Source organism: Rothia mucilaginosa ATCC 25296, assembly GCF_000175615.1.
Taxonomy (GTDB): domain Bacteria; phylum Actinomycetota; class Actinomycetes; order Actinomycetales; family Micrococcaceae; genus Rothia; species Rothia mucilaginosa.
Window position 1 is genome coordinate 147692 of the sequence record NZ_ACVO01000025.1, and the last position, 24770, is coordinate 172461.

General features: G+C 58.5%; 21 protein-coding genes and 1 tRNA gene. 15 read left to right on the forward strand and 7 right to left on the reverse strand.

Translation table 11 applies throughout. The features are described from left to right. The 4 genes from ROTMU0001_RS08790 to ROTMU0001_RS08805 all read right to left on the reverse strand — a co-directional run bounded on the left by ROTMU0001_RS08790 (position 1) and on the right by ROTMU0001_RS08805 (position 3892). A complete protein-coding gene (locus ROTMU0001_RS08790) occupies positions 1–321 on the reverse strand; it encodes a 2Fe-2S iron-sulfur cluster-binding protein (protein WP_005509285.1) in 321 nt (106 codons plus the stop codon). Positions 322–600: 279 nt separating this feature from the next. Then, positions 601–1854 carry a hypothetical protein gene (locus ROTMU0001_RS08795; RefSeq protein ID WP_005509286.1) on the reverse strand — a complete coding sequence of 418 codons (1254 nt, stop codon included), beginning with the start codon at positions 1852–1854 and terminating at the stop codon, positions 601–603. Continuing rightward, positions 1854–3449 carry a hypothetical protein gene (locus ROTMU0001_RS08800; protein ID WP_005509287.1) on the reverse strand — a complete coding sequence of 532 codons (1596 nt, stop codon included), beginning with the start codon at positions 3447–3449 and terminating at the stop codon, positions 1854–1856. The genes ROTMU0001_RS08795 and ROTMU0001_RS08800 overlap by 1 nt, the downstream gene beginning before the upstream one ends. 367 nt (positions 3450–3816) lie before the next feature. Continuing rightward, positions 3817–3892, reverse strand: a tRNA-Arg gene (locus tag ROTMU0001_RS08805). Between the two features lie 500 nt (positions 3893–4392). Here ROTMU0001_RS08805 and ROTMU0001_RS08810 point away from each other — a divergent pair. The 3 genes from ROTMU0001_RS08810 (at position 4393) to ROTMU0001_RS08825 (ending at position 8912) form a co-directional block, all read left to right on the forward strand. Continuing rightward, the gene (locus ROTMU0001_RS08810) at positions 4393–6243 is read left to right on the forward strand and encodes a phosphoenolpyruvate carboxykinase (GTP) (protein WP_005509288.1); all 1851 of its coding nucleotides are present in this window, start codon (positions 4393–4395) and stop codon (positions 6241–6243) included. A gap of 359 nt (positions 6244–6602) precedes the next feature. Continuing rightward, complete coding sequence (locus ROTMU0001_RS08815) at positions 6603–7073, forward strand: RrF2 family transcriptional regulator (RefSeq protein WP_005509289.1); 471 nt, start codon at positions 6603–6605, stop codon at positions 7071–7073. Positions 7074–7730: 657 nt separating this feature from the next. Further along, positions 7731–8912 carry an FAD-binding oxidoreductase gene (locus tag ROTMU0001_RS08825; RefSeq protein ID WP_005509290.1) on the forward strand — a complete coding sequence of 394 codons (1182 nt, stop codon included), beginning with the start codon at positions 7731–7733 and terminating at the stop codon, positions 8910–8912. Between the two features lie 154 nt (positions 8913–9066). On the opposite strand, the gene ROTMU0001_RS08830 is transcribed toward ROTMU0001_RS08825, so the two are convergent. Then, positions 9067–10473 carry a phosphomannomutase/phosphoglucomutase gene (locus ROTMU0001_RS08830; RefSeq protein ID WP_005507160.1) on the reverse strand — a complete coding sequence of 469 codons (1407 nt, stop codon included), beginning with the start codon at positions 10471–10473 and terminating at the stop codon, positions 9067–9069. Positions 10474–10610: 137 nt separating this feature from the next. Here ROTMU0001_RS08830 and manA point away from each other — a divergent pair, with 137 nt between their 5' ends. The 3 genes from manA to ROTMU0001_RS08845 all read left to right on the forward strand — a co-directional run bounded on the left by manA (position 10611) and on the right by ROTMU0001_RS08845 (position 13731). Further along, positions 10611–11798: a mannose-6-phosphate isomerase, class I gene (manA, locus tag ROTMU0001_RS08835; RefSeq protein WP_005509293.1), complete on the forward strand. Its 1188-nt coding sequence runs from the start codon at positions 10611–10613 to the stop codon at positions 11796–11798. 298 nt (positions 11799–12096) lie between these two features. Continuing rightward, the gene (locus tag ROTMU0001_RS08840; protein ID WP_005509294.1) at positions 12097–12366 is read left to right on the forward strand and encodes an ACT domain-containing protein; all 270 of its coding nucleotides are present in this window, start codon (positions 12097–12099) and stop codon (positions 12364–12366) included. 9 nt (positions 12367–12375) lie between these two features. Beyond that, positions 12376–13731 carry a PFL family protein gene (locus tag ROTMU0001_RS08845; RefSeq protein WP_005509295.1) on the forward strand — a complete coding sequence of 452 codons (1356 nt, stop codon included), beginning with the start codon at positions 12376–12378 and terminating at the stop codon, positions 13729–13731. Between the two features lie 148 nt (positions 13732–13879). Here the strand turns inward: ROTMU0001_RS08845 and ROTMU0001_RS08850 are convergent, their stop codons facing one another. Then, positions 13880–15022, reverse strand: coding sequence for a DNA polymerase III subunit delta' (locus ROTMU0001_RS08850; RefSeq protein ID WP_005509296.1), 1143 nt, complete (start codon positions 15020–15022; stop codon positions 13880–13882). Then, positions 15019–15735, reverse strand: coding sequence for a dTMP kinase (gene tmk, locus ROTMU0001_RS08855; protein WP_005509297.1), 717 nt, complete (start codon positions 15733–15735; stop codon positions 15019–15021). The genes ROTMU0001_RS08850 and tmk overlap by 4 nt, the downstream gene beginning before the upstream one ends. A gap of 160 nt (positions 15736–15895) precedes the next feature. Here tmk and ROTMU0001_RS08860 point away from each other — a divergent pair, with 160 nt between their 5' ends. The 9 genes from ROTMU0001_RS08860 to rlmB all read left to right on the forward strand — a co-directional run bounded on the left by ROTMU0001_RS08860 (position 15896) and on the right by rlmB (position 24356). Then, positions 15896–17098: a trans-sulfuration enzyme family protein gene (locus tag ROTMU0001_RS08860; protein ID WP_005509298.1), complete on the forward strand. Its 1203-nt coding sequence runs from the start codon at positions 15896–15898 to the stop codon at positions 17096–17098. A 48-nt stretch (positions 17099–17146) separates the two neighbouring features. After that, complete coding sequence (locus ROTMU0001_RS08865) at positions 17147–17464, forward strand: DUF2516 family protein (RefSeq protein WP_005509299.1); 318 nt, start codon at positions 17147–17149, stop codon at positions 17462–17464. A 221-nt stretch (positions 17465–17685) separates the two neighbouring features. Then, on the forward strand, positions 17686–18423 hold the full coding sequence (locus tag ROTMU0001_RS08870; protein ID WP_005507152.1) for a phosphoglyceromutase: 738 nt from the start codon (positions 17686–17688) through the stop codon (positions 18421–18423). A 167-nt stretch (positions 18424–18590) separates the two neighbouring features. Continuing rightward, entirely contained in the window at positions 18591–19733 is a 1143-nt protein-coding gene (locus tag ROTMU0001_RS08875; RefSeq protein WP_245534305.1) for a sensor histidine kinase, read from the forward strand. Positions 19734–19774: 41 nt separating this feature from the next. Further along, positions 19775–20458, forward strand: coding sequence for a response regulator transcription factor (locus ROTMU0001_RS08880; RefSeq protein ID WP_005507150.1), 684 nt, complete (start codon positions 19775–19777; stop codon positions 20456–20458). Positions 20459–20473: 15 nt separating this feature from the next. Then, a complete protein-coding gene (gene ispD / locus ROTMU0001_RS08885; protein WP_005509301.1) occupies positions 20474–21217 on the forward strand; it encodes a 2-C-methyl-D-erythritol 4-phosphate cytidylyltransferase in 744 nt (247 codons plus the stop codon). Between the two features lie 73 nt (positions 21218–21290). Further along, positions 21291–21773, forward strand: a complete 483-nt coding sequence (ispF, locus tag ROTMU0001_RS08890) for a 2-C-methyl-D-erythritol 2,4-cyclodiphosphate synthase (RefSeq protein ID WP_005509302.1) — start codon at positions 21291–21293, stop codon at positions 21771–21773. 82 nt (positions 21774–21855) lie between these two features. Beyond that, a complete protein-coding gene (cysS, locus tag ROTMU0001_RS08895; RefSeq protein ID WP_005509303.1) occupies positions 21856–23274 on the forward strand; it encodes a cysteine--tRNA ligase in 1419 nt (472 codons plus the stop codon). Positions 23275–23369: 95 nt separating this feature from the next. After that, on the forward strand, positions 23370–24356 hold the full coding sequence (gene rlmB / locus ROTMU0001_RS08900) for a 23S rRNA (guanosine(2251)-2'-O)-methyltransferase RlmB (protein ID WP_005509305.1): 987 nt from the start codon (positions 23370–23372) through the stop codon (positions 24354–24356). The last annotated feature ends 414 nt before the right edge of the window (positions 24357–24770 follow it).

Here is a 24770-nt window from a genome sequence, read left to right on the forward strand (position 1 = left end):
TTACATCGCCGCCTGCATTTGGATTTCTGCTCCGTCCATACCGGGGGCGTACTCGACCTGGCAGCACAGGCGGGAGTACTCGTTGGCGACGTCATCGACCATGTCGAGCAGATCCTGCTCAGCTTCGGTGCGCTCACCGGAAGCTTCGAAGTGCTCGGGGTCGATGAAGCCGTGGCAGGTAGCGCAGGATGCGTTACCACCGCAGGTTGCGAGGACCGGCACACCGTTAGCCTGGAGGGTTTCCAGGAGGGTGTGGTGGTCTTCCCACTGAATGTCGTAGTTTACGCCTGCTTCGTCAGTGACCTTAATCGTTACGCCCATGCGTTCTCCTTCTTCTGTAGTGATGCGTTTCTATTGTAGAGGTAGGGGCTGTTAATCACCGTACTTTGTGGCGCATCCCCAACCCTACCGTCACGCATATCACGGGAACGCATATTAATTTTTATGCTGAATAGCATGTATGTATTGCCCCCAGTCTACCCCGTATTGCCCTGACAATGCGGGATATTGGTGCTAATGAATACTGCCCCCAGATGCAAAGACATGCTGGGGGCAGTATAAAGAACCGGCACGCAGAGGCGCCTCAACGGTGACGAAGACCTACTTTGATTCCTTCTCCACAGTCTTCTCGGCGTCCTGCTTTTCTGCGCTTTGGTTATCGGCATTCTGGATGCTTCGCCCGGGGCCGCGCACAATACCGCGCACGCTATCACGCGGATCGGCGTAGCGCAGGTCGATACCGAAGGTATTGCGGATCTGGCGTGCCGAATTCAGGTGCCAGCGCTGCGAATCCGACGGAGTCACCGAGGTGACCGCCTTCTGACCCGGAGCCAGCTTCTCGTGGCGAATGTCGTAGTGCTTACCGCCCATGGTGATGGTGAAGCCGTGCTCCTGCAGTAGCTGAACGAATGCGTCCACATCGTGCGGAATCTTGCGGCCGCGCTGCCTCTTTGTGCCGCTCATCCTCGGCTGCGACTCGAAGGGGTTACGGCTGGGCGCGGTGCCGCGGCTAATACGGATTACCTGCTGGTCGGAGTGCGAGAACTCCACCTGGTAGCCGTTGAGCGAGTACACGGTGCGGCTACTGCCGGGAATTGGGCGGCGGTCCTCAGCCTCATCCAGGATGCGGGCAATGTACTCGCCGGTCAGACCGAGCGCCTTCAGCTGTGCCTGAGCATCGGGGGAGAGCTGATAGCCTCCCGCCAGAGCCTGCAGCGGGCGCAGCGCGAGCACTTCGGCAGTCAGGGGGTTGAGCACCACCTGGTAGCCTTCCTCTTCATGCGTGTAGAGGGTGACTTCGCGGCCGTAACGGTTCTCCTGCGCGCTCTCTTGAACCACGGTGCTTGCGGGCGATTCGATGATGTCCAGCAGTAGCTCGTAGGTGAGGCCGTGGCGCATCATATAGTCCATCACGCCGGGGAGCACACCGTAGATGCGGCGGCGCGGCGGCACCTCGCCGTAGAATTCCTTCTCGATGCGCGCGGCAATACGCTGGTTCTCCAGCGGCACCTCGGTCAGCGGGATGAGGCGCTGGTTGGAGGGGCGAATCTTGGCGCGTGCGGCGGCAGGCTTGGGCGCCTGACGGTATGCGTCCACGAGTGCCTGTTGCTGCTCCATGAATTCCTGGGCAATGAGCGGTAGGAGGGTGAAGTAGAGCTCTGCCGCTTCGGGCTTGAGCGCGCCGTTCTCATCGAGTAGGGACGCGCCGTCCTGGGAAAGCAAATCCCACGGCTTATCGCTTGCACTGTTCTCTTCGGAACCCTGATTGTCCCGGTAGCTATAGGCGGCGAGGGAGGCAAGCTCCTGCAGGCGAACATACACCTCGAGAGGAATAGTGATCTGCTTAGCGGACATTATTTTTCCTCCTCGGTGGTGTTTTCTGCCCGAGCTGCTTTATCTTCTGCCTGTTTCGCCAGGGTGTTGCTGAGCTCTTCCAGCTGCACCTTGCGCAGGTTCTCCGCGTGCAGAACATGGAAATCCGCTGTCTTCGCCAGGGCCAGAACGGTCCGCTCATCGGGCGAAACCGCAATTTCCAGGCCCTGCGCCGCGTAGATACGCGTCCAGCCTTCAGCCATGCGCACGCTCTCGGGGCTGCTCAGCGCCTGAAGCATCAGATCGAAAACGAACGGCGGGTTCTTCTTCAGGAAGGTGCGAGCGCGCTCGCTGAATTCGAGTTCCAGGGCGTTGAGCGAGGTGTATTCGCCCTGAGCCAGGGACGCCTGTGCCGCCTCGTTGTAGTCGGCGTCGTATTCGTCGATGACGGTAATGACTTCTGCGGAGGCGGTGTTCACGTCAACCCGGTAGTCGTCGTGCGTGAAGCGAATGGTCCAGTCGTTGATGCGTTCCGCTTCGCCTTCGCGCAGGATGGTGCGTACGAGCTCTTCGCTGATGTTTTCGCGTTCGAGGCGGGCACGCAGGCTCGGGCGCAGTCGGTAGTTGCGTTCGCGGTCCTCAGTGGTAATGGTGCGAGGTGTAGCGGCTACCGGTTCTGCTGCCGGAGTGCTCGGGGTGGGTGCGGCAGGCATCGGTGCACCTGGTTTCGGTGCGGCAGGCTTCGGGACCGTAGCTATCGGTGCAGCCTGGCTGAGCACGGGCGACTCTTCAGCAGATACCTGCTCGGTACCTGCTACCGACTGCGCGGCTTCCGGGGCGGCAGCTTCGGCCGCCTGCTGACGGGCGCGCAGACCCTCCAGGTACTCTTCGATGCGCGGCGGTCGGTAGGTGAGTGTGGACTTGCGGAACATACCGGGGGAGGGGGCACCGGGAGTCGGTGCGGCAGGCTTCGGCACTGCAGACGTAGGAGTTGCGGGTTTGGGCGCAGCTGGCTTCGGTACTGTGGGCTCGGGTGCCGCTGCTACAGACGTTGCGGCAGCAATCGTTGCCGGGCTCGGCACCGGTGGGGTCTTTTCTGCGGGTGCTTCTTCCGGCACGCTGGGAGCCGGGCTGGGGGCTTGCGCTGCGCGGGCCGCAAAGAGCGCGGGGGAAGGCGCAGGCTTCGGGGCTGCAGGCTTGGGCGCAACAGAAGCGCTAACTTCAGCATCCTCAACTACTGCAGGTTCGGCGGGGCTAGTTTCAACCTCAGCCGTAGGCTCTACAGTATTTTCAGCTGACTGCTCTTGCAGCTCGCCCTGTTCCTCATCAACAGGCTCTTCCTCACCGCGACGCAGGGCGGCAACGAGTTCCTGACGGGAAGTATAAGGAATAATTTCCTCGGGAGAGTCGATATATCGGGGGAAATTCTCGTAGAGAATCTTTGCCGCGGCCTCAAAGAGCTTCTCCGTGGTGGTGTTGGCGGCGGGTGCGCAGGGACAGAGGAGCTCCTGGCGCTGTGCGTCGTAGAGGGACCAGTGGGCGCATCGTTCGGTGGGCGGGAAGTAGTCGAGTGTTCCAAGGTCGGCTATATCGATGAGTGCACCTATCAGGGACTGCGGAATGGATAGCTGTGCCATAGTGCTCCTTCGCGTTGTCTGCTCTCCAGCCTATGTGTGGAGGGTCTTCTTTCCATCCTAGGCGTTTTTTGGCGGGTGTGCCCCGGAGCACGTCATCTGGGAGCGTAAATCTGCGGATTCACAGGTTGAGGCGCACTTTTAGCTCAGTTTTTGGGTGCGGATGCGGCAGCGGCTGGTGGAGCATCATTGCTGCACCTCTATATAGGTATCTCTATGTGCTGTGATTTCTGCGCGCTGCGCCCTCAGCCCTGCGCCGTCTGCCGCGCGTGCGGTGCCTTGTGCTGTACTCGGCGCTTTCGGTGGGGCACTTTTTGAGCGTATTTCTGGGGATACAAAAAATCCCCGGTTCCGAAGAACCGGGGATTGTTGGTGCGCCCGAAGGGATTCGAACCCCCAACCTTCTGATCCGTAGTCAGATGCTCTATCCGTTGAGCTACAGGCGCATGTTCCTCGCTTCGGATTTCTTCAATCCGTCGCGGCAACAGGTACTACTATACGGATGTCGTTAGAGGTGCGCAAGCCGAAAAACTCGAAATTTACCCAAAATCCCCTCCGCAGGAATCGAAAGCACCCCGTTTTACCGCATGATTCCGGGGTTTTTGCGCTCGCAAAATTTTTTCAAAATATTTTCTCGGCACCCTAAAACCGGCGCTGCAGGTCCCTGAAATCCCCCGGAGGATCCCGCCGTAAGCCCTAAAAATTCTTTACAGAAATCCTCTCGTACTCTAAGAATGTGATGCGCAGAACTTAAGAAATGGCGTCATAGGAAGCTCTACAGACTATTAATGCGTTATTCTGTAAGCATCACGAGGAAGTGGAGACTGTCCAAGCGTGCATATTCACCATTGTTTGCACGCTTGTAGTGTTTAACTGCTTCTTTGTTACCGCAGACCTAACCGGATCAATGTAGTATCCGGGCCACCGATTGAAGGGGAAAATGTCAATGGCTGACACCTCAACTCGTACTCTCTCTGCTGAGCTCGAAAAGGAGCTGCAGAGCGCACCCACTACCCACCAGGGCCTTCTGGACTGGGTTCGCGAAGTTGCGGCCCTGACCCAGCCCGCACACATCTACTGGGTCGACGGCACCCAGGAAGAATATGACCGCCTGGCACAGGAACTGGTTGACGCCGGTACCTTCGTTCGCCTCAGCGATCACGAATTCCCGAACTCTTACGCAGCTTTCTCCGATCCTGACGACGTTGCACGTGTCGAGGAGCGCACCTTCATCTGCTCCGAGACCGAAGAAGGCGCAGGCCCGACCAACAACTGGCGCGACCCCGTTGAAATGAAGCAGACCCTGACCGGCCTGTTCGAGGGCTCCATGCGCGGTCGTACCATGTACGTCATTCCCTTCGTCATGGGCTCTCTGAAGGCTAAGAACCCCAAGATTGCTGTTGAGCTCAGCGACTCCGCATACGTTGTCTGCTCCATGCGCATCATGGCAACCATCGGTAAGGACGTTCTTGCCAAGCTGAACGAGACCAACGGCTTCTTCGTCAAGGCTCTGCACAGTGTTGGTGCACCCCTGGAGCCCGGTCAGGAAGATGTTCCCTGGCCCTGCAACCCCGAGAAGTACATCGTCCAGTTCCCCGAGACCCGCGAAATCTGGTCCTTCGGCTCCGGCTACGGCGGTAACGCTCTGCTCGGTAAGAAGTGCTACGCGCTGCGTATCGCATCCGTTATCGGTCGCGACGAGGGCTGGATGGCAGAGCACATGCTCATCCTGAAGGTCACCAACCCCGAGGGCAAGGTTCGCTACATCTCCGCAGCGTTCCCCTCCGCATGTGGCAAGACCAACTTCGCAATGATGGAGCCCACCATTGACGGCTGGAAGGCTGAGATGGTCGGCGACGACATCGCATGGATCGAGTTCGACGAGAACCACCAGGCACGCGTGGTCAACCCCGAGGCTGGCCTGTTCGGCGTGGCACCGGGCACCGGTTACTCCACCAACCCGAACGCTATGAAGGCTATTGCTAAGGGCAACACCATCTTCACCAACGTTGCTCTGACCGACGACGGCTCCGTCTGGTGGGAGGGCAAGACCGACGAGGCTCCCGCACACCTGACCGACTGGACCGGTAAGGACTGGACCCCCGAGTCCGGCCGCCCGGCAGCTCACCCGAACTCCCGTTTCTGCACCCCCGCATCCCAGGTCGACATGCTCGCTCCCGAGTACTACGACCCCGAGGGTGTGCCGCTGAGCGCTATCGTTCTGGGTGGTCGCCGTAAGACCACCATCCCGCTGGTTTCCGAGTCCGAGAGCTGGGAGCAGGGCGTCTTCCGTGCAGTTACCCTCTCCTCCGAGACCACCGCGGCTGCTAAGGGCGCTGTCGGCGTGATTCGCCGCGACCCGATGGCAATGCTGCCCTTCATTGGCTACAACGCTGGTGACTACTTCAAGCACTGGCTGGACCTGGGCAAGAAGCACGGCACCGAGAACATGCCGAAGGTCTACTACGTCAACTGGTTCCGCCGCACCCCCGACGGTGGCTTCGCATGGCCCGGCTTCGGCGAGAACTCTCGCGTTGTGAAGTGGATCTTCGACCGCCTCGACGGCAAGGTTGGCGGCCAGGAGACCTTCCTGGGCACCGTTCCCACCAAGGAAGACCTGGACCTGAGCGGTCTGGAAATCTCCGAGGACGAGCTGAAGGCTGCTCTGGCTGTCTCGAAGGACGAGTGGGCTGCTGAGCTGCCCGGCATCGACGAGTGGCTCGAGAAGTTCGGCGACAAGCTGCCCGCTGAGGTTCGCGAACAGCGCGACGCTCTGGCGAAGGCTCTGGAGGACTAGGAAACTCCAGCTAATACCTAAGGTTTAGCGCCTTGAAGGGGCGGAATCTCTCGATGAGATTCCGCCTCTTCCTTCTGTTTGGGGGAAAATTGAATCCCCGTCAGTTGGGGGAGTGATAAATTTTCTCGCAAAGGTGTGAGTGTAAGGCTATGCAGTCCACTTGTTCTTGAGAAATACTTTAAAATCCTCACCGGGGTGGTTTGGCACAGAAGTGGCTATTCATAATTTCTTGCCTCTCTTGCCGCCCCTATACAATTCCAATGTAAGATTTTGAGCGCTCTGTGCCTTGGCTGGTTCGGAGCATTTGTTGCCGTCGATGTAGAAGCGGCGGTATCACGAGAAAGATAGAAGGAGTATCCATGCGTTTGACAGCATTCTCGGATGTCTCGCTCCGCGTTCTGATGCTCCTGTCTGCCCTGGAGCCCGGTCAGAAGCTTTCTACCCAGAAGATTGCTGAGGGAGTGGATACCCCCTACAACCATGTGGCGAAGGCTGTGGCCTTCCTCGTGAACATGGGTTATTTGGATTCGACCCGCGGTCGTTCCGGCGGCGTTATGCTCTCGGATGCGGGCCGCTCTGCGACCGTCGGCACTGTTCTTCGTGCTACTGAGGGTGATATTCCCATGATTGAGTGCGAGGATGAGAATGGCCACTGTCCGTTGGATAAGTTCTGCCGCCTGCGCAATGTTTTGGCGAAGGCTCGTGAGGCGTTCTACGCATCGGTTGATTCGGTCATCATTAGCGAGCTGACCGCTGGTGCGCGCCCTGTTGGTCCGGTATTTGTGGAGCTAGGCTTCGCGCCTCCGGAGAATGCGCTGACTGTGCGCTAAGCCTGCACGCTAAAGGAATACGTGGTACCTGTGGAGCTTTCCGGCGGGAGGCTCCATAGAGTTTTTAACACGAAGTTTAGGGTGTTTCTGCGGTTGATGCGGGGGCTGCTGGGCAGTTCACGCGGGGGTCGCGCGGCTTTCTTGCAGGGGTTTCTTGCAGGGGTTTCTTGCAGGGGTTTCGAGGGGACCGGGGAGTATTTTGCCGCTGCTTGCGTGACTGCTGGAACCTGCGTGAGTCCTAAATTTATGCAGTAAATGCAGAATATTGCAAATTTGCTTTTCAAATGCAGAAAATGTGACCATATTCATTTTTGCACCACACTGCATACTTTCCTGGGTAAATATATTTTCACTCCGGTATTTTTATACATGTTTCCAGGCTGGTCACCCGCCGATTGTAGAAGTGCGGCTGAAAATATATAGTGTGACGCGCAACTCTATCTTTGAGTCAGGGTGAACCATAAGTCGCATCCACAGTGCCAAATAACCCTCAGAGCATGACCTGCACACAGCGCAAGCACCCCGCAAAATGCTACGGTAAGGGTGCTTTATAAACACTTCGTCACCAACTGAGCTGTCCGAGTGAACGCCCCAGCATCACACATATCAAGGGCATCATCACAACGACCAGGTGACCACACAGGAAGAAGGCAAGACATGCTCTCCGAGAAGTCCCGCCCCATTATTGAGGCAACGCTGCCCATCATTGCTGAGCGCATTAACGACATCACCCCCGACTTCTACCGTCGAATGTTCGCAGCTCGCCCCGACCTGATGGACGGCATGTTCTCCCGCTCCTCCCAGCTCGAAGGCACCCAGCCCAAGGCACTGGCAGGCTCCATCGCAGTATTCGCTTCCTACATCGTCCAGAACCCGGACTCCTACCCCGACGAGGTCCTCTCCCGCGTTGCACACAAGCACGCATCCCTGGGCCTGAAGGAAGAAGAGTACCCCACCGTCTACAAGTACCTCTTCGAGGCAATCGCCGCTAACCTGGGCGACCTGGCTACCCCCGAAATCGTTGAGGCATGGACCGAGGTCTACTGGCTCATGGGCAACGCCCTCATCAAGCTGGAGAAGGGCCTGTACGCTTCCCAGGCAAACGACGTCATGTTCGCACCCTTCAAGCTCGTTGAGCGCAAGGAAACCGGCGAGAACGTCGTCGTGCTGACCTTCGAGCCCGCCGACGAGACCCCCATGACCGAGTCCAAGGGCGGCCAGTACATCTCCATCATCGTTCCCGCACGCGACGGCCTGCGCCAGGCACGCCAGTACACCCTGCTGCCCAGCGAAAAGAACCAGCGCCGCATCGGTGTGAAGCTCGACCCCAACGGCGAGATGACCTCCATCCTGCACGAGCTGGAAGTCGGCGCAGTCGTCGAGATTTCCAACCCCTACGGTGACCTGACCCTGGAAGGCTTCGGCGACCCCGAGGCACCGCTGTACCTCTTCTCCGCAGGTATCGGCACCACCCCCATGCTCAGCTTCCTCTCCGAGCTGGTTGAGAAGGGCTCCGAGCGCCCCGTGACTGTGGTCCACGCAGACCGCCGCCTGGACACCTGGCCCCTGCGCGAAGAGCTCGCCGAGCTCGTCAACAAGCTGCCCAACGCACGCCTCATCTCGTTCATCGAGGGTGAGGGCGGCGACTTCGCCGGCCGTGTCGACGTGTCCAAGCTGGACGTTCCCTCCGACGCTAACGTCTACCTCTGCGGCCCGCTGCCCTTCATGCAGGGCGTACGCTCCGCACTGGTGGAGGCAGGCGTTCCCGGCAAGAACATCAACTACGAAATCTTCGGCCCCGACCAGTGGATGCTCCACGACCAGGCACGCGAGGCGTAAAAACCTCGTAAGCCGGCTCGTCCGCTAGGTTTCTTAAACCCGGCTAGGTTCTCCTCTTAGACAGAAGAACCTAGCCGGGTTTTTAGAACCCAAAATAAAAAATCCCGCCCGCAGAAACAATCTGCGGGCGGGATCTTTAGTAGCTAGCTAGTGCTTAGCCCTGGCGAACCAGAGCCAAAACCTCGTCGCGGACGCGCTCCATAGTCGCAACATCCGGTGCCTCAAGGTTCAGGCGCAGGAAAGGCTCGGTGTTCGAAGGACGCAGGTTAACCCACCAACCCTCTTCGGTGTTGGTGAAGGTGGTGCCGTCGGAGTCCTCAACAACCACGGGAGCGTTAGCGTAGTGTGCACGCACGCGGTCCACAGCGGCAGCCTTGTCTTCCAGCTCGGAGTTGATCTCACCGGAAGCAACGTACGGGGAGTACTTCGCGCTGATCTCGGAGAGGGGCTTGTCGCCGCCACCCAGAGCAGCCAGCACATGCATTGCAGCGAGCATGCCGGTGTCTGCGTTGAAGAAGTCCTTGAAGTAGTAGTGAGCGGAGTGCTCGCCACCGAAAACGCCGTTCTCCTCAGCCATAACAGCCTTGATGAAGGAGTGGCCCACGCGGGTCTTCACTGCGCGGCCGCCCAGCTTCTCAACCAGCTCAGGAACAGCCTTCGAGGTGATCAGGTTGTAGATGATGACGGGCTCTTCGTTACCCTCTGCCTTCGCACGAGCAATCTCGCGCTCAGCAACCAGAGCGGTCACAGCGGAAGGAGTGACGGGCTCACCCTTCTCGTCGATGACGAAGCAACGGTCAGCGTCGCCGTCGAATGCCAGACCAATGTCAGCACCGTGCTCAACAACAGCCTTCTGCAGGTCAACCAGGTTAGCCGGCTCCAGCGGGTTAGCCGGGTGGTTCGGGAAGGTGCCGTCCAGCTCGAAGTACAGGGGAACGATTTCCAGGGGCAGGCCCGGCAGGATGGTGTCGCCCAGAACAGCGGGAGTGGTCATACCACCCATGCCGTTACCAGCGTCAACAACAACCTTCAAGGGGCGGATGGAAGACAGATCAACCAGCTTGCGCAGGTACTCTGCGTAAGGCTTGAGAATGTCCTTCTCAGAAACGGTGCCGACCTTCTCAACCGAAGGAATCTCGCCCGAATCCAGGTACTTCTGAGCCAGATCGCGAATATCGAACAGACCGGACTCGGAAGACAGCGGAACAGCGCCAGCCTTAGCCATCTTCATGCCGTTGTACTCTGCGGGGTTGTGGCTAGCGGTGAAGGTAACACCGGCAGCGTTCTCAACGCCACATGCGAAGTACAGAACGTCAGTGGAGATCAGGCCGATCTTCTCAACATTTGCACCGCGAGCGGTTGCACCCTGGGCGAATGCATCCATGAATTCGGGGGAGGAGGGGCGCATGTCGCCACCGACCAGAATGGTCTGGCCCTCCAGGCCCAGAACGTCTACGAAAGCCGCGCCGGTAGCGCGAACAGTCTCTGCGGTAATGGTCTCGCCGACGATGCCACGCACGTCGTACGCTTTGAATGAGTCATGTAGATTAATAGTAGTCACGCCTTTTATTTTAGCGGTAAAGAAGTGCAACTAGCCTCTATAATGGGCAGGTAAAACCTTATAAATTCCGCTGAATGTATGGGTTTTTTATCACGTCACTTGCTTCAAACAACTCACGTCGAGAGGTATTTTCCCCCATGGGTGAGATTTTTCCCCTAAAAAACCAGATTCAGAATTATGCGTGGGGTTCCCGCGAAATTCTCGGACGCATGCGTGGCGTGCCCGTCCCCACCGAACAGCCCGAAGCTGAGGTGTGGGTTGGCGCGCATCCGGCTGCGCCCTCCCGTGCGACCGTTGACGGCACCGAGTCCCCGCTCAACGAGCTGATCCAGGCTGAGCCGTCCCGTTTCTTGCGCCCGGACCGTACCTCCGACTGGTTCCCCTTCCTCTTTAAGATCCTTGCGATTGACGCCCCCCTGTCGATTCAGGTGCACCCCACCCCCGAGCAGGCTATCGCCGGCTTCGAGGATGAGCAGGCGCGCGGCATCGCGATTGACGCGCCGCACCGCAACTACAAGGACCGCTACTCCAAGCCTGAAACCGTCATCGCCCTGACCCAGATGCGCGTGCTCACCGGTGTGCGCACCTCCGAGCAGCTGGCAGAGCTTGCCGAGGCATTCAAGGCCGCCTGGCTGGCAGAGCGTGTGGAGCTTACCCCCAAGCAGCTGCTGACCGAGATTATTCGCATGCCCGAAGAGACCGCCACCGCGGCTGTTGAGCAGCTCGTTGAGGCGGCAGCACAGCTGACCGGCTCCGACAACGCACGCATCGCTGACGCAGCTGAGCTCGTGCAGATCGTTGCCGGCAAGTACCCCGGTGACCGCGGTCTGCTCGTCGCCTTCGTCATGAACCTGGTTCACCTGGCACCGGGCGAATCCGCCTTCACCCCCGACGGTCAGGTGCACGCCTACGTCTCCGGTACCGCTATTGAGCTGATGAACCCCTCCGATAACGTGATGCGCGCGGGCCTGACCGCAAAGCACATCGACACCGAGGAGCTCATCAAGGTGCTCGGCGAGGGCCAGGATGCACCCGTTATTCAGCGTCCCACCCCCGAGAATGCACCCGTCGGCACCTATGCCATGTGGGACGAGCGCATGAGCGTGACCCGCATCCGCGTTGAAGAGGGCAAGCCGCAGGAATACACCTTCGAGGGCATTAGCGCCGCGCTGAGCGTATCCGGCAAAATCACTATTCACGCAGCAGATGGCAACGGCTCCGAAGAGTTCGTGCTGGGCGCCACCGAGTCGGTACTGCACGTGGGTGAGCCCTCCGAGGCAACCCTGAGCGGTAGCGGTGAGCTGTACATCGCTTCTTATGTTTAGGAAATAATCCTCGATAACTAAAACTTCTAGATAGTTATAACTAGCCAGATATAAGGAGTGTCGAAAGATACTTCAAGACTGGCACATAATAAAGAATCCACGTTCTTCCCTGTATTTATTCAGACCGGGAAGGCGTGGATTTTTTATGCCCCGAATATGGGATGCAGGGGATATTTTTGTGTCTACCTTACACAGTGTGTTCTGGGTAACCTATAATTGCTCTTATAAATATGCGTATACCTGTGCCTTTATGCACCTCTTCATTGGGTACGCAGCCCCAAACCACTAGGAGAACACCGTGAAGATTATCCTCACTGTCACAGGCATCGACCACGAAGGCATCATCGCCGCCGTGACCGCAACCCTCGCCGAGCGCAAGGTCAACGTCCTTGACGTCTCCCAGACCATCATGGGCGAATACTTCACCATGATCATGCACTGCTCCTTCGACGAAGAGCAGCAGAACCTCATCGACCTGCAGGAAGCCATGATTGGTGTTGAGCACGAACAGAAGGTCCAGATTCGCATCCAGGCAGAATCCATCTTCAAGGCAATGCACACCATCTAGGCAGCCACCATGATGAATGACAATATTCTTGAAACCATCCGAATGATCGAGGAGCAGAAGCTCGACATTCGCACCGTCACCATGGGCATCTCCCTGCTCGACTGCGCCGACTCCGACGGCGAAGTAGCCCGCCGCAAGATTTACGACAAGATCACCAGCCGCGCGGCAAACCTCGTCAGCGTTTGCGAAGGTATCGAAGCCGAACTCGGCATCCCGATTGTCAACAAGCGCATCGCCGTCACCCCCATCGCACTGGTGGCAGGCGCCTCCAACGATGAGGACTACGTGGAGTTCGCCCGCACCCTCGACGCAGCTGCTAAGGCAGTCGGCGTGAACTTCGTCGGTGGCTTCAGCGCTCTCGTCGACAAGGGCATGACCCCCGCCGATGAAAAGCTGATTCGCTCCATCCCGCGAGCGCTCGCAGAGACCGACGTGGTCTGCTCCTCCGTAGACATTGGATCTTCCCGCGCCGGCATTAACATGAGCGCCGTCAAGCTCATGGGTGAAACCATCCGCGCCACCGCAGACCTGACCGCGGACGCACACGGCTTCGGCTGCGCCAAGTTCGTCGTCTTCGCGAACGCCGTCAGCGACAACCCCTTCATGGCGGGCGCATTCCACGGCGTGCAGGAGGCAGACACCACCATCTCCGTAGGTGTCTCTGGCCCCGGCGTGGTACACCGCGCCCTGCTGAAGGTCCGCGGCGAATCCTTTGACACCTGCGCCGAAGAAATCAAGAAGGCAGCCTTCAAGATTACCCGCGTCGGTCAGCTGGTCGGTACCCTCGCCGCTGAACGCCTTGGCGTGCAGTTCAACATTATCGACCTCTCTCTGGCACCCACCGCAGAGATTGGCGACTCGGTCGCACACATCCTCGAAGAGATGGGTCTGGAAACCGTCGGTACCCACGGCACTGTTGCGGCCCTCGCGTTGCTCAACGACGCGGTGAAGAAGGGCGGCCTCATGGCGTGCTCGAACGTCGGTGGCCTCTCCGGGTCCTTCATCCCGATCTCTGAGGACATCGGCATGATTGAATCCGCAGCCGCCGGACACATCAGCCTCGATAAGCTTGAAGCGATGACCGCCATCTGCTCGGTGGGCCTGGACATGGTCGCGGTTCCCGGCGATACCCCCGCCGCCACCCTCGCAGCAATGATTGCCGACGAAGCAGCAATCGGCGTGATGAACCACAAGACCACCGCGGTCCGCGTCATCCCGGCGGTTGGTCTGGGCGTAGGCGACATGGTTGAGTTCGGCGGCCTGCTCGGTCGAGCACCCGTCATGCCCACCCACACCCCCAGCGCGGAGGCGTTCATCGCCCGCTGCGGTCGTATTCCGTCGCCGGTTCACGGTTTCCGCAACTAAGTTTGATTCCGTAACTAAGCTCGAATCCGCAACTAATCTCGCTTCTGTAACTAAGCCCTAGGTGCGCTGAGAACCAATAGAAAAAGGGAGAGGCACCGAAGATTATCTCTTCGGCGCCTCCCCCTTCGTTGTATGAGCTACTAAGAAACTACTGATACACGAAGCGGCTCATTAACGCCTCAAGCGCCAAACGCGCATTCGCGTTCGTCCGCAGACGACGCAGAGTCAGCTCGACCGCCTGCACATCCTCCAGCAGCTGCTGGGCGGAACGGCGGGTGCAGAACGCCTCCAGAGGCTCACGCAAATGCTCATTGACCAGCGGAGCCTGCGCCGACAGAGCCACCGTCAACGCATCACGCAGAACCGTCTGAACCTGCGCCACGGAACGCAACAGCGTATCGGAGGAAACGCGCTTAGCGCGGCGCTTCTGCTGCTCCTCCAGACGGCGAACCTGCGCTCGCAAGGACGGAGAAACGCGCTCACCCTCGCGAATACCCAGCAGAGCCAGAAGCTCCTGGCGTTCCTGCTCATCCTTGAGAGCAGAGACAGCCTGTGCGTCCTGGTCGGCAAGGTCGGTGAGCTTCTCTGCTGCGTTGAAAGCCGAAGAAATAGAACGAACATTCAGAATCAGGGAGGTAATCAATTCCCGACGAGCCATCGCCTGCTCATCGGTCGCCAAACGGTACCCCTCCTGCGCATCACCCAGAGCCAGACGCGCCGCACGCTGCGCCAAAGGATCCACCACACCGTGCGCCAACAAATACTCGTGCACCTGCGCATCGGTAGGAACCGGCAACTGCACCGGACGGCACCGCGAACGAATCGTCACCAGCACATCGGTGGGGGAGGGCGCCGTCAACAGCCAAATCGTATGCGGCGGCGGCTCCTCTATCGCTTTGAGCAACACGTTGGAGGTACGCTCCGGCATGCGCTCGGTGTCCTCAACCAGAATCACGCGCCAGCGACCTACGGTCGGGCGGTCCTGAGCTTTCATGACCAGCTCGCGCGCCTCATCAATGCTGATGTGCGTCGCCTCGGTACTAAAGTGCGTAAAATCTGCGTGCGAACCGTTCATGACGGTCACGCAGCCCTTGCACTGGCCGCATCCGCGGTTCTGCGGGTCGGGCTGCTCGCACAGGAGCGCGGCAGCGAAAATTTTTGCAGACTCACGGTGAGGCGCACCGGTCGCGCCCGTGAAAAGCCAAGCGTGTGTGGGGCGGTTGGCGGCGGTATCCGTGCGTAGTTGCTGGAGCTTATCGGCGGGAATCAGCAGGGTATCCCAGAGGCTCATGAGTCCTCCTTACCGGTGCGGACCAGCTCGCGGAGGGCAAGTAGAGGCTCAATCACCTCGAGCACGCGCGCGTGCACCTGCTCAATCGTGCCCACACCATCAATGATGCGGTGCGAGCCGTTAGCGTCCTCGCGGGCGATTTGCTCGAACGCACCGTGAATGCGGGCCTTGAACGCGGTGCCTTCAGCCTCAATACGGTCGACGGTGCCGCGCTGATCCATGCGCTCCTGCTCGGCGCTCAACGGCACACTCAGCAGTAGGGTCGCGTCGGGCACCAGATTGGCGGTAGCCCAGCGGCTCAAATCGACGATGGTTTCAACACCCAGGTCACGGCCTACGCCCTGGTACGCGGCAGAAGAATCAATATAGCGGTCGCTCAGCACGATGGCGCCCTCTGCGAGCGCGGGACGAATCAACTGGGAGGCGTGAGCCGCGCGGGATGCCGCGAAAATCAGCGCCTCGGTGCGGTCGTCAATGGTACCCTGACCCGCTTCAAGGACGAGGGCACGCAGCTTTTCGCCAATCTCGGTGCCGCCGGGTTCGCGGGTGGTGATGACACGGTATCCGCGGCCGCGTAGTGCTTCATCCAGCAGAGCGAGCTGGGTGGTTTTGCCGGCGCCGTCGCCTCCTTCGACCACGATAAAAAGCCCGCGGCGACCGGTCGGGTCGGCGGGAAGAGTCTGCGCATCGGGGGTGTAGCTGAGAGTATCCATCACTTCTTAAGGGTACCGGGTCTCTTAGCTGCACCGGTGCGGTTTTGGTGATACCTCCGCGTGGGATTGAGCTCGTATCAAGGTAAAAAACATGTAAATCCTGCGTACCGTCACCCGTGCGGGCGTGCGTTCTGGGCGCGGGTGTGCCAGGCTTAAAGACATGAGTGCAGATAACCACGACATGAATTACTCCGCAGAGACCTTCGTCGTCTCTGGCGGCCGCCCGGCACACGAGCATGACGCGCCGGTGAACCCCCCGATTGTTCTTTCTTCCACCTACCGCGGCGTGGACGCCGTGAACATTGAGCAGGACCGCGTGTACGCCCGCTTCTCGAACCCCACTTGGGAAGGCATGGAAGAGGTTGTGGCGAAGCTGGAGAACGCTACCCAGCCGGGTCTACTGTTCCCCTCCGGCATGGCTGCCGTTGCTGCCGTCATCGACCTGGTGCCGGTTGGTTCCATTGTGCTGATTCCGAAGCACGCATACATGGCATCGGTGACCCTGTGCAAGGATTTGGAACGCCGCGGCATCATTGAGCTCGTTCGTGTGGACATTGAAGACACCGAGAGCGTTATCGCTGCTATGGAGGATGCCGCATCCCGCGCCGGCGTGACCCCGGAGAACGTGAACTACTCGGCACCGAAGGCCCTGGCATGGCTGGAGAGCCCCACCAACCCGATGCTCGAGGTCGCTGACCTGCCTGCCCTGCTGGCTACTGCCCGCCGCCTGGGCATTGTGACCGCGGTGGACAACACCTTCGCGACCCCGATTCTGCAGCGTCCCCTGGATTTGGGTGCTGACGTTGTGGTTCACTCTGCAACGAAGTTCCTGGCGGGTCACTCTGATGTTCTGCTGGGTATGACCTTGACCTCGAATGAGGAGCTGTACAAGGCGATGCTGCACCACCGCATCACCAACGGCGCAATCCCCGGTCCGGTGGAGGCGTGGCTTGGTTTGCGCGGTCTGCGCACCCTGGCGCTGCGCGTGGAGCGTGCTGTAGAGAACGCGCAGGTTCTCGCGGAGCGTCTGAGCGAGCACCCCTTCGTGACTGAGGTGCGTTACCCGGGTCTGGAGAGCGACCGCGGTCATGAGGTTGCGAAGAAGCAGATGGACGGTTTCGGTGCGATTTTGTGCGTCACCCTGGATACCGATGCGGCTGGTGCCCGTAACGTCGTGGAGGCGTTGAAGCTGTGGACCCCGGCAACCTCTCTGGGCGGCGTGGAGTCTCTCGTGGAGCGTCGTCGTCGCCACGGTAACGAGCCGGATTCGATTCCGGAGTCTCTGCTGCGCCTGTCGGTGGGTATTGAGAACGTGGATGACCTTTACAATGACTTGGTTGAGGCCTTTAAGGTTGTCCGCTAGGCACTTTGCTAGGGTTGTCTAGAGAAGCTGCTGATTCTAAGGAATACTATGTCTCCTATTCTGTTGGTCATCTATGTGACCACTCTTATCGATGTGCTACTGGCTGTTGCCGGCGCTGTGGTTGGTGTGCTGGCTTTTGTGCGTGCGTGGATGTCTCCGGCGAACGCGTACGATTTTGCCGGTAAGCGCCCGAAGAACACGTGGCTGGCTTTGACCGGTGGTTCTGCTGCGGTGTCGCTGTTTAGCGTTTTTGCTGCGGTGACTGGCGGCGGTAATACTGTACTGATTCTTCAGCTGATTGCTGCTGTGATTAGCTGTGTGTTCTTGGCTGGTGTGTGGCCTTCGGTGGGTCGCCGCCGTTTCTAGCGTTAGCTTGTGCGCTCGCTTTGTGCGATAGATGGTGAAGCCTCGTGCGCTGTCTGACGGGTTTGTCCCGGTCGGATGGTGTGCGGGGCTTTTCCCTATTTCTGGCGGGGTTTTTGAGCCTTTCGTTCTGGTAGAAAAGACCCTTATAAATTTTTGGGAGAATGCATATTTTCTAGGCTCTAAGGCATGACAAACCGGCGGGTAAATGAAAAAATAGAGGTATGACTTACAAACTAGTACTCCTGCGCCACGGCCAGTCCGAGTGGAACGAGAAGAACCTGTTCACCGGCTGGGTGGACGTTAACCTGACCGATAAGGGCCGCGCTGAGGCTAAGCGCGGCGGCGAGCTGCTGGCAGAGCGCAACATCCTCCCCGATGTTGTTCACACCTCCCTGCAGCGTCGCGCAATCAACACCGCAAACCTTGCACTGGATGCAGCAGACCGTCTGTGGATTCCTGTCAAGCGCACCTGGCGCCTGAACGAGCGTCACTACGGCGCTCTGCAGGGTAAGAACAAGTCCGAGATTCGCGAGGAATACGGCGACGAGAAGTTCATGACTTGGCGTCGTTCCTACGACGTTCCGCCGCCCCCGCTGGATGACAACGACCCCTACTCGCAGGCACACGACCCCCGCTACGCGGATGTCGAGAACGCTCCTCGCACCGAGTGCCTGAAGGACGTTCTGGGCCGTATGCTTCCCTACTGGGAGTCGGACATCAAGCCCGACCTCGCAGCAGGCAAGACCGTTCTGGTTGCTGCACACGGTAACTCCCTGCGTTCGCTGGTCAAGCACCTCGAGGGCATTTCCGACGAGGACATTGCTGGCCTGAACATCCCCACCGGTATTCCGCTGTACTACGAACTGGATGAGAACTTCCAGCCCGTCAAGCCCGGCGAGTACCTGGACCCCGAGGCTGCTAAGGACGCTATTGCTGCCGTAGCAAACCAGGGTAAGTAATACCTCCGGCAGGGTTTCACCCCTGTCATTGTGATGAGCCGTTCACCGGTAAGGTGGGCGGCTCATTGCGTTGTCTGCAAGGTTTCTGTACGGGGAGCGTGCCTGAGAAGAAGAGCATTCGCCTGAGTACTGGGTATCCGCCACATTTATACTTATGGGGTACCCGAATGGAAGGGAAGTACATGGATGCCGGTCTGATCGCCTTTATTGCGGGCATGATAGGTCTGCTGGTGGGCGTCCTGAGCATGAATGCGGTGGCGCGTAGTGAGCGGGAGCAGGAGCGTAGCTTGGTGTCGGCGCCGGCGCTGCGTGATGGTGCCGCTCAGGTGCTTGCTGTGATTGGTCGCGCCTACCTGGTGATTGATGAGGTGGGCGGCGTGGTTCAGGCTTCTCCGGGTGCGTATGCGATGGGTCTGGTGCGTGGTCATACTGTGGCATCTGATGAGTTGGCGGATATGATTCGCACGGTGCGTCATCGCGGTATTTTTGCGGAGCGTACTTTTGAGATTGACCGCGGCGAGGGTGAGGCGCTGGTCTTGGATGTGCGTGTTGCTTCGCTGGGGGACGAGTACATTCTGGTGCTCGCGGATGACCGCACTGAAATTTCTCGTGTGCAGCGTATGCGTAATGATTTTGTGGCGAATGTGTCGCATGAGTTGAAGACTCCGGTGGGTGCGGTGAGTCTGCTTGCGGAGGCTATTGAGCAGGCGAGTGATGACCCGGAGGCTATCGAGTATTTTGTGGGTCGTCTACATAAGGAGACTCGCCGCCTCTCTGCGCTGGTGCGTGACATTATTGAGCTTTCGCGTTTGCAGTCGACCGACGTGATTGCGCGTGGTGGTCCGGTGTCGGTGCCTTCTTTGGTTACTGATGCGGTGGACCGTTCGCATATTGTGGCGGAGGAGAAGGACATTCAGATTTCTACCCGCATTGAGGAGGTTCCCGAGGTGTACGGTGACGCCGAGCTGCTCGGTATTGCTGTGCAGAACCTGGTGGAGAACGCGGTGCGTTATTCGCCGGAGCATACAAAGGTGGATATTTGGGTGCACCGTGTGGCGGATCAGCTGCTGGTTGAGGTTGCTGATCAGGGCGTGGGTATTCCGGAGGACGAGCAGAAGCGTATTTTTGAGCGCTTTTACCGGGTTGATCCGGCTCGTTCGCGTCAGACGGGCGGTACCGGTTTGGGCTTGAGCATTGTGAAGCACGTGATGACTCAGCACGGTGGCAGCGTGACGGTTCGGTCGATGCCGCAGGAGGGCTCGACGTTTACGTTGGCGTTGCCGCTGAATGAGGCTCCGGCCGCAGTGTAGTGTTAGCGGTATAGGTTTTATGGAATCGAAGGAAGTTATTGATGTCTAAAATTCTGATTGTTGAGGACGAAGAGGCCCTCTCGGATCCCCTTGCGTTTTTGCTGGGTCGTGAGGGTTTCCAGACGATTGTTGTGGACAACGGTCTGGATGCTCTGCCGGTGTTTGACCGCGAGGGCGCGGATTTGGTGCTGCTGGATGTGATGCTTCCGGGCATGTCCGGCATGGAGGTGTGCCGCAAGCTGCGTGAGGTGTCTTCGGTCCCGATTATCATGCTGACCGCTAAGGATTCTGAGCTGGATAAGGTGCTCGGTCTGGAACTGGGCGCTGATGACTATGTGACGAAGCCGTATTCTGCGCGTGAGCTGATTGCTCGTATCCGCGCGGTGTTGCGTCGTCGTTCGGCGGAGACTGATTCTGCTACTGAGTCGGTGCTGCAGGGCGGCCCGGTGCGTATGGACATTGACCGCCATGTGGTGACGGTTAATGGTGAAGAGATTTCTATGCCGCTGAAGGAGTTTGAGCTCCTGGAGATTCTGCTGCGCAATGTGGGTCGTGTGATGACTCGTGGCCAACTGATTGAGCGCGTGTGGGGCGCTGACTATGTGGGTGATACGAAGACCCTGGACGTGCACATTAAGCGTCTGCGTTCGAAGATTGAGCCGGATTCTTCTGCCCCGCAGTATGTGGTGACGGTTCGCGGCTTGGGCTATAAGTTCGAGGCGTAGGCGGGCTTGAGACTGATGAGTTCTGCTTCTGCGGCGAATACTGCTGTGATTGTTTTGGCGGCTGGTTCGGGTACTCGCCTGGGTGAGCCAATCCCGAAGGCTGCTGTGCGTGTTCATGGTCGTACTTTGCTGGATTATGCGTTGGAGGGTGTGCTCGCTTCGGGTGTTGCTGAGCATGTGGTGGTGACTGTTCCTGCTGATTGTTCGGTGAGTTGCCCGGAGCTTTTGGAGGATGCCCGCCGTGCCGGTGCGTTGATTACTGCCGGCGGTGATACGCGTACGGCTTCGGTGGTTGCGGCGTTGGATGCTTTGAAGGATGCGCAGGTTCCGGTGGATTATGTGCTGATTCATGATTGCGCTCGTGCTTTTACTCCGCCGCAGGTGTATCACCGTGTGCTTGAGGGTTTGGGTTCTGAGAGCCCGCAGGGTGTTGTGCGTGCGGTGATTCCTGTGTTGCCGGTGGTGGACACGGTGAAGACTGTGGATTCTGCTGGTTTGGTGACGGGTACTCCTTCGCGTGCGCAGATGCGTGCGGTGCAGACTCCTCAGGGTTTTGAGGTGGCTGCCTTGTTGGCGGCGCATGAGCGTAGCCGTTCCCTGCCTGCTGAGGAGGCTGAGCTGCTGACTGATGATGCGATGGCGATGGAGGCGGCGGGCGAGCCGGTGTTGACGGTTGCCGGTGATGCGGATGCGTTTAAGGTGACGACTCCGATGGATTTGCGGGTTGCTCGCGCGCTGTTTGGTGTTTCTGTTGCCTAACCCTGCCGCCTAATGCCTCTTTTGCCGAGGTGTTGCTGCTGAGAAGATGTTTGATCGATTGAAGGGTCCTGTGATGACTGTTATTCCTCGTGTTGGTACCGGTGTTGATGTCCACGCTTTTGGTGAGGAGGGCACTCCTCTGTATATTGCTGGTCTGCATTGGCCGGGTGAGCGTGGTTTGAGCGGCCATTCTGATGGTGATGTTGTGGCTCATGCTGCCGCGGATGCTCTTTTTGCCGCCTCCGGCACGGGGGATTTGGGCTCTAATTTTGGTGTGGACCGCCCGGATATGAAGGGCGCTTCTGGTGTTCGTATTCTTTCTGAGGCTGCGGCGATTGTGCGTGCTGCTGGTTTTGAGATTGGTAATGTGAGTGTTCAGCTGGTGGGTAACCGCCCGAAGTTCTCTCCGCGCCGTGATGAGGCGAACCGTGTGCTGAGCGAGGCGGCGGGTGCTCCGGTGACGGTGATTGCGACGACTACTGACGGTCTGGGTTTGACGGGCCGCGGCGAGGGTGTGGCTGCTATTGCGACGGCGCTGGTGTACCCGCGTTCGTAGGTGTTTGGCTGCTTCGAGCCATTCTGTAACCTATCGCTGATTTACCGACCCGGCGTCTGAGCCGACCCCGTAGAATGAGAGTGTGACTATGCGTTTTTATGATTCAGCTTCCGCGACTATTCGCGAGTTTGAGCCCGTCGTGCCCGGTGAGGCGCGTATCTATTATTGCGGTGCTACGGTGCAGGGTGAACCGCACCTGGGCCATATCCGTTCGGCGTTGGTTTTTGACCAGTTGAGCCGTTGGATGCGTTACCGCGGTTTGAAGGTGACGACGGTCCGCAATGTCACTGATATTGATGACAAGATTTTGGCGAAGTCTGCTGATTCTATGGAGCCCGGTTTTGAGGGTGAGTTCCCGAATGAGCAGTGGTGGGCGCTCGCGTATCGTTTTGAGAAGGTTTTTGCTCAGGCGTATGCGGCGTTGGGTATTGATCCGCCGACGTATGAGCCGCGCGCGACCGGTCATATTCCGGAGATGTTTGCTCTGATTCAGCATCTGATTGATCGTGGCCACGCGTATCCTGCACTGGATGATTCTGGTGACGTGTATTTTGATGTGCGTTCGTGGGATAAGTATGGTGCGCTGACGAATCAGAGCGTTGAGGATATGCAGGATTCTGCGGATGCTGATCCGCGCGGTAAGCGTGACCCTCGCGATTTTGCCCTGTGGAAGGGCTATAAGGAGGGTGAGCCGCTGACTGCTTCGTGGGAGTCTCCGTGGGGTCGCGGCCGTCCGGGCTGGCACCTGGAGTGCTCGGCGATGGCTGGTAAGTATTTGGGTTCGCGTTTCGATATTCACGGTGGCGGTTTGGATTTGCGTTTCCCGCACCATGAGAATGAGCTGGCGCAGTCGACTGCAGCTGGCGATGATTTCGCGAATTTCTGGATGCATAACGGCATGGTCACCTATGAGGGTGAGAAGATGTCGAAGTCTATCGGTAATACGATTTCGCCGGCGCAGATGCTGCAGATGGCCCGTCCGCTGGTGGTTCGTTATTACCTGGGTAGTGCGCATTATCGTTCGATTCTTGATTACCGTCCGTCGTCTCTGCAGGAGGCGGCAACCGCTATTGAGCGTGTTGAGGCGTTCCTTGCTGCAACTCAGGATGTGCTGAAGCCGGGTCGTGAGGTTCCGCAGGCTTTTGCAGAGGCTATGGATGATGACGTGAATATTCCGCGTGCTCTGGCGGTTCTGCATGAGCAGACTCGTGCGGGTAATGCGGCGCTTGCTGCCGGTGAGGATGCTTCGGAGGCGGCGAACGCTGTGATGGCTATGGCTGAGGTTCTGGGCCTGGCGCAGCTGATGAGCTTTAATGCTGAGGGCACTTCGGGTGCTGAGCATGAGGCTCTGGATGCGCTGATTCAGGCTGTGTTGGCGGAGCGTGCTGATGCTCGTGCTCAGAAGGATTGGGCGAAGGCTGATGCGATGCGTGATCTGTTGGCGTCTGCTGGTGTGCAGGTGAAGGATGGCGCGAATGGTTCGAGCTGGAGCGTTGGCTAGAGGGTGATGTGCCCCGCGTTTGTGCGTAAGGCTTAGGTCGCGCGGGTTTCTCTCGCGTAGACTCGTATTCATTACTTTGACGAAGGAAGAGAAGAATGGCTAAGGCAGGTTCGCGCCCGGGCGCTACCACCAAGAAGAAGGGTGCTACTAAGGGCACTGGCGGTCACGGTCGTAAGGCGCTTGAGGGTAAGGGTCCTACTCCGAAGGCTGAGGACCGCGTTTATCACAAGGCGCATAAGATGAAGCGTGCGGCTGAGCGTCGTGCTGCTACCGGTACGAACCGTAAGTTCCAGACTCGTCTGGGCGGTAAGCGTGCTAGCGATGAGCTGGTGACTGGTCGTAATGCGGTGCTTGAGGCTCTGCGTACTGAGATTCCCTCGAAGCACTTGTACATCATGAGCCGTGTTGAGGTTGATGACCGCGTTCGCGAGATTATGACTATTGCGAATAAGCGCAATATTCCGATGCTGGAGATTCCGCGTAGCGAGCTGGATCGTTTGACTGATGGTTCTGTGCATCAGGGTGTTGCGATGCAGATTCCGCCGTACAAGTACCCGGACGCTACTGACCTGGTGCTGGATACTATGGAGCGTTGGCACTCGGGTAAGCTGTCGACTCCGCCGCTGTTTGTTGCTTTGGACGGTATTACTGATCCGCGTAACTTGGGTGCGATTATTCGTAGCGTGTCCGCGTTTAGCGGTGATGGCGTGATTATTCCTGAGCGTCGTTCGGCTGCTGTGACTGCTGGTGCGTGGAAGACTAGTGCTGGTGCGGCTGCTCGTATTCCTGTTGCGATGGCGACTAATCTGACTCGCGTGATTCAGCAGGCCAAGGAGCAGGGTATTTTCGTGATTGGTCTGGATGGCGGTGGCGATATTGAGCTACCGGCTCTGGAGCTTGCGAATGAGCCGCTGTGCGTGGTGGTTGGTTCTGAGGGTAAGGGTCTGTCCCGCCTGGTGACTGAGAACTGCGATCAGATTGTGTCGATTCCGATTGATTCTGCGATGGAGTCTTTGAATGCGGCGATGGCTGTGGGCATTACTCTGTACGATGTTTCTCGTCGTCGCGCTTCCGCGAACTAAAGTTTTGAAGCTAGCGAGCTACAGCCTGTAGCTCTGTAGTTTGAATAAGGAGGGCGCCCCCGTGAGGGGTGCCCTCCTTTTCTGTGCTCTTCTGCGCTCTCCCCATATGTAGGTGCTCATATATAGGGAGGCTGCAGAGGAGGGGGAGGTGCAGAACGGGGGAGTGCAGCGGTACAGAAATACGGCGGTATGAAATACAGAGATGCGGTGATACAGAGATGGGGGAGGGGCGGAGCCCCTCTTCCCATCTTTTCTTCCCATCTTTTCTTCCCGTCTTCTCTTCCTATCTTCTTGATGCTGAGGGGCTCTTCTGCCCTTCTATATGGGCTCTATAGGGAGCTTCTGCAGATTTTTCGGGGTCTTTTGAAGGTTTTTAAACTTTTTTCAAAGAACTTTTGAGGAGCTTATCCTGTG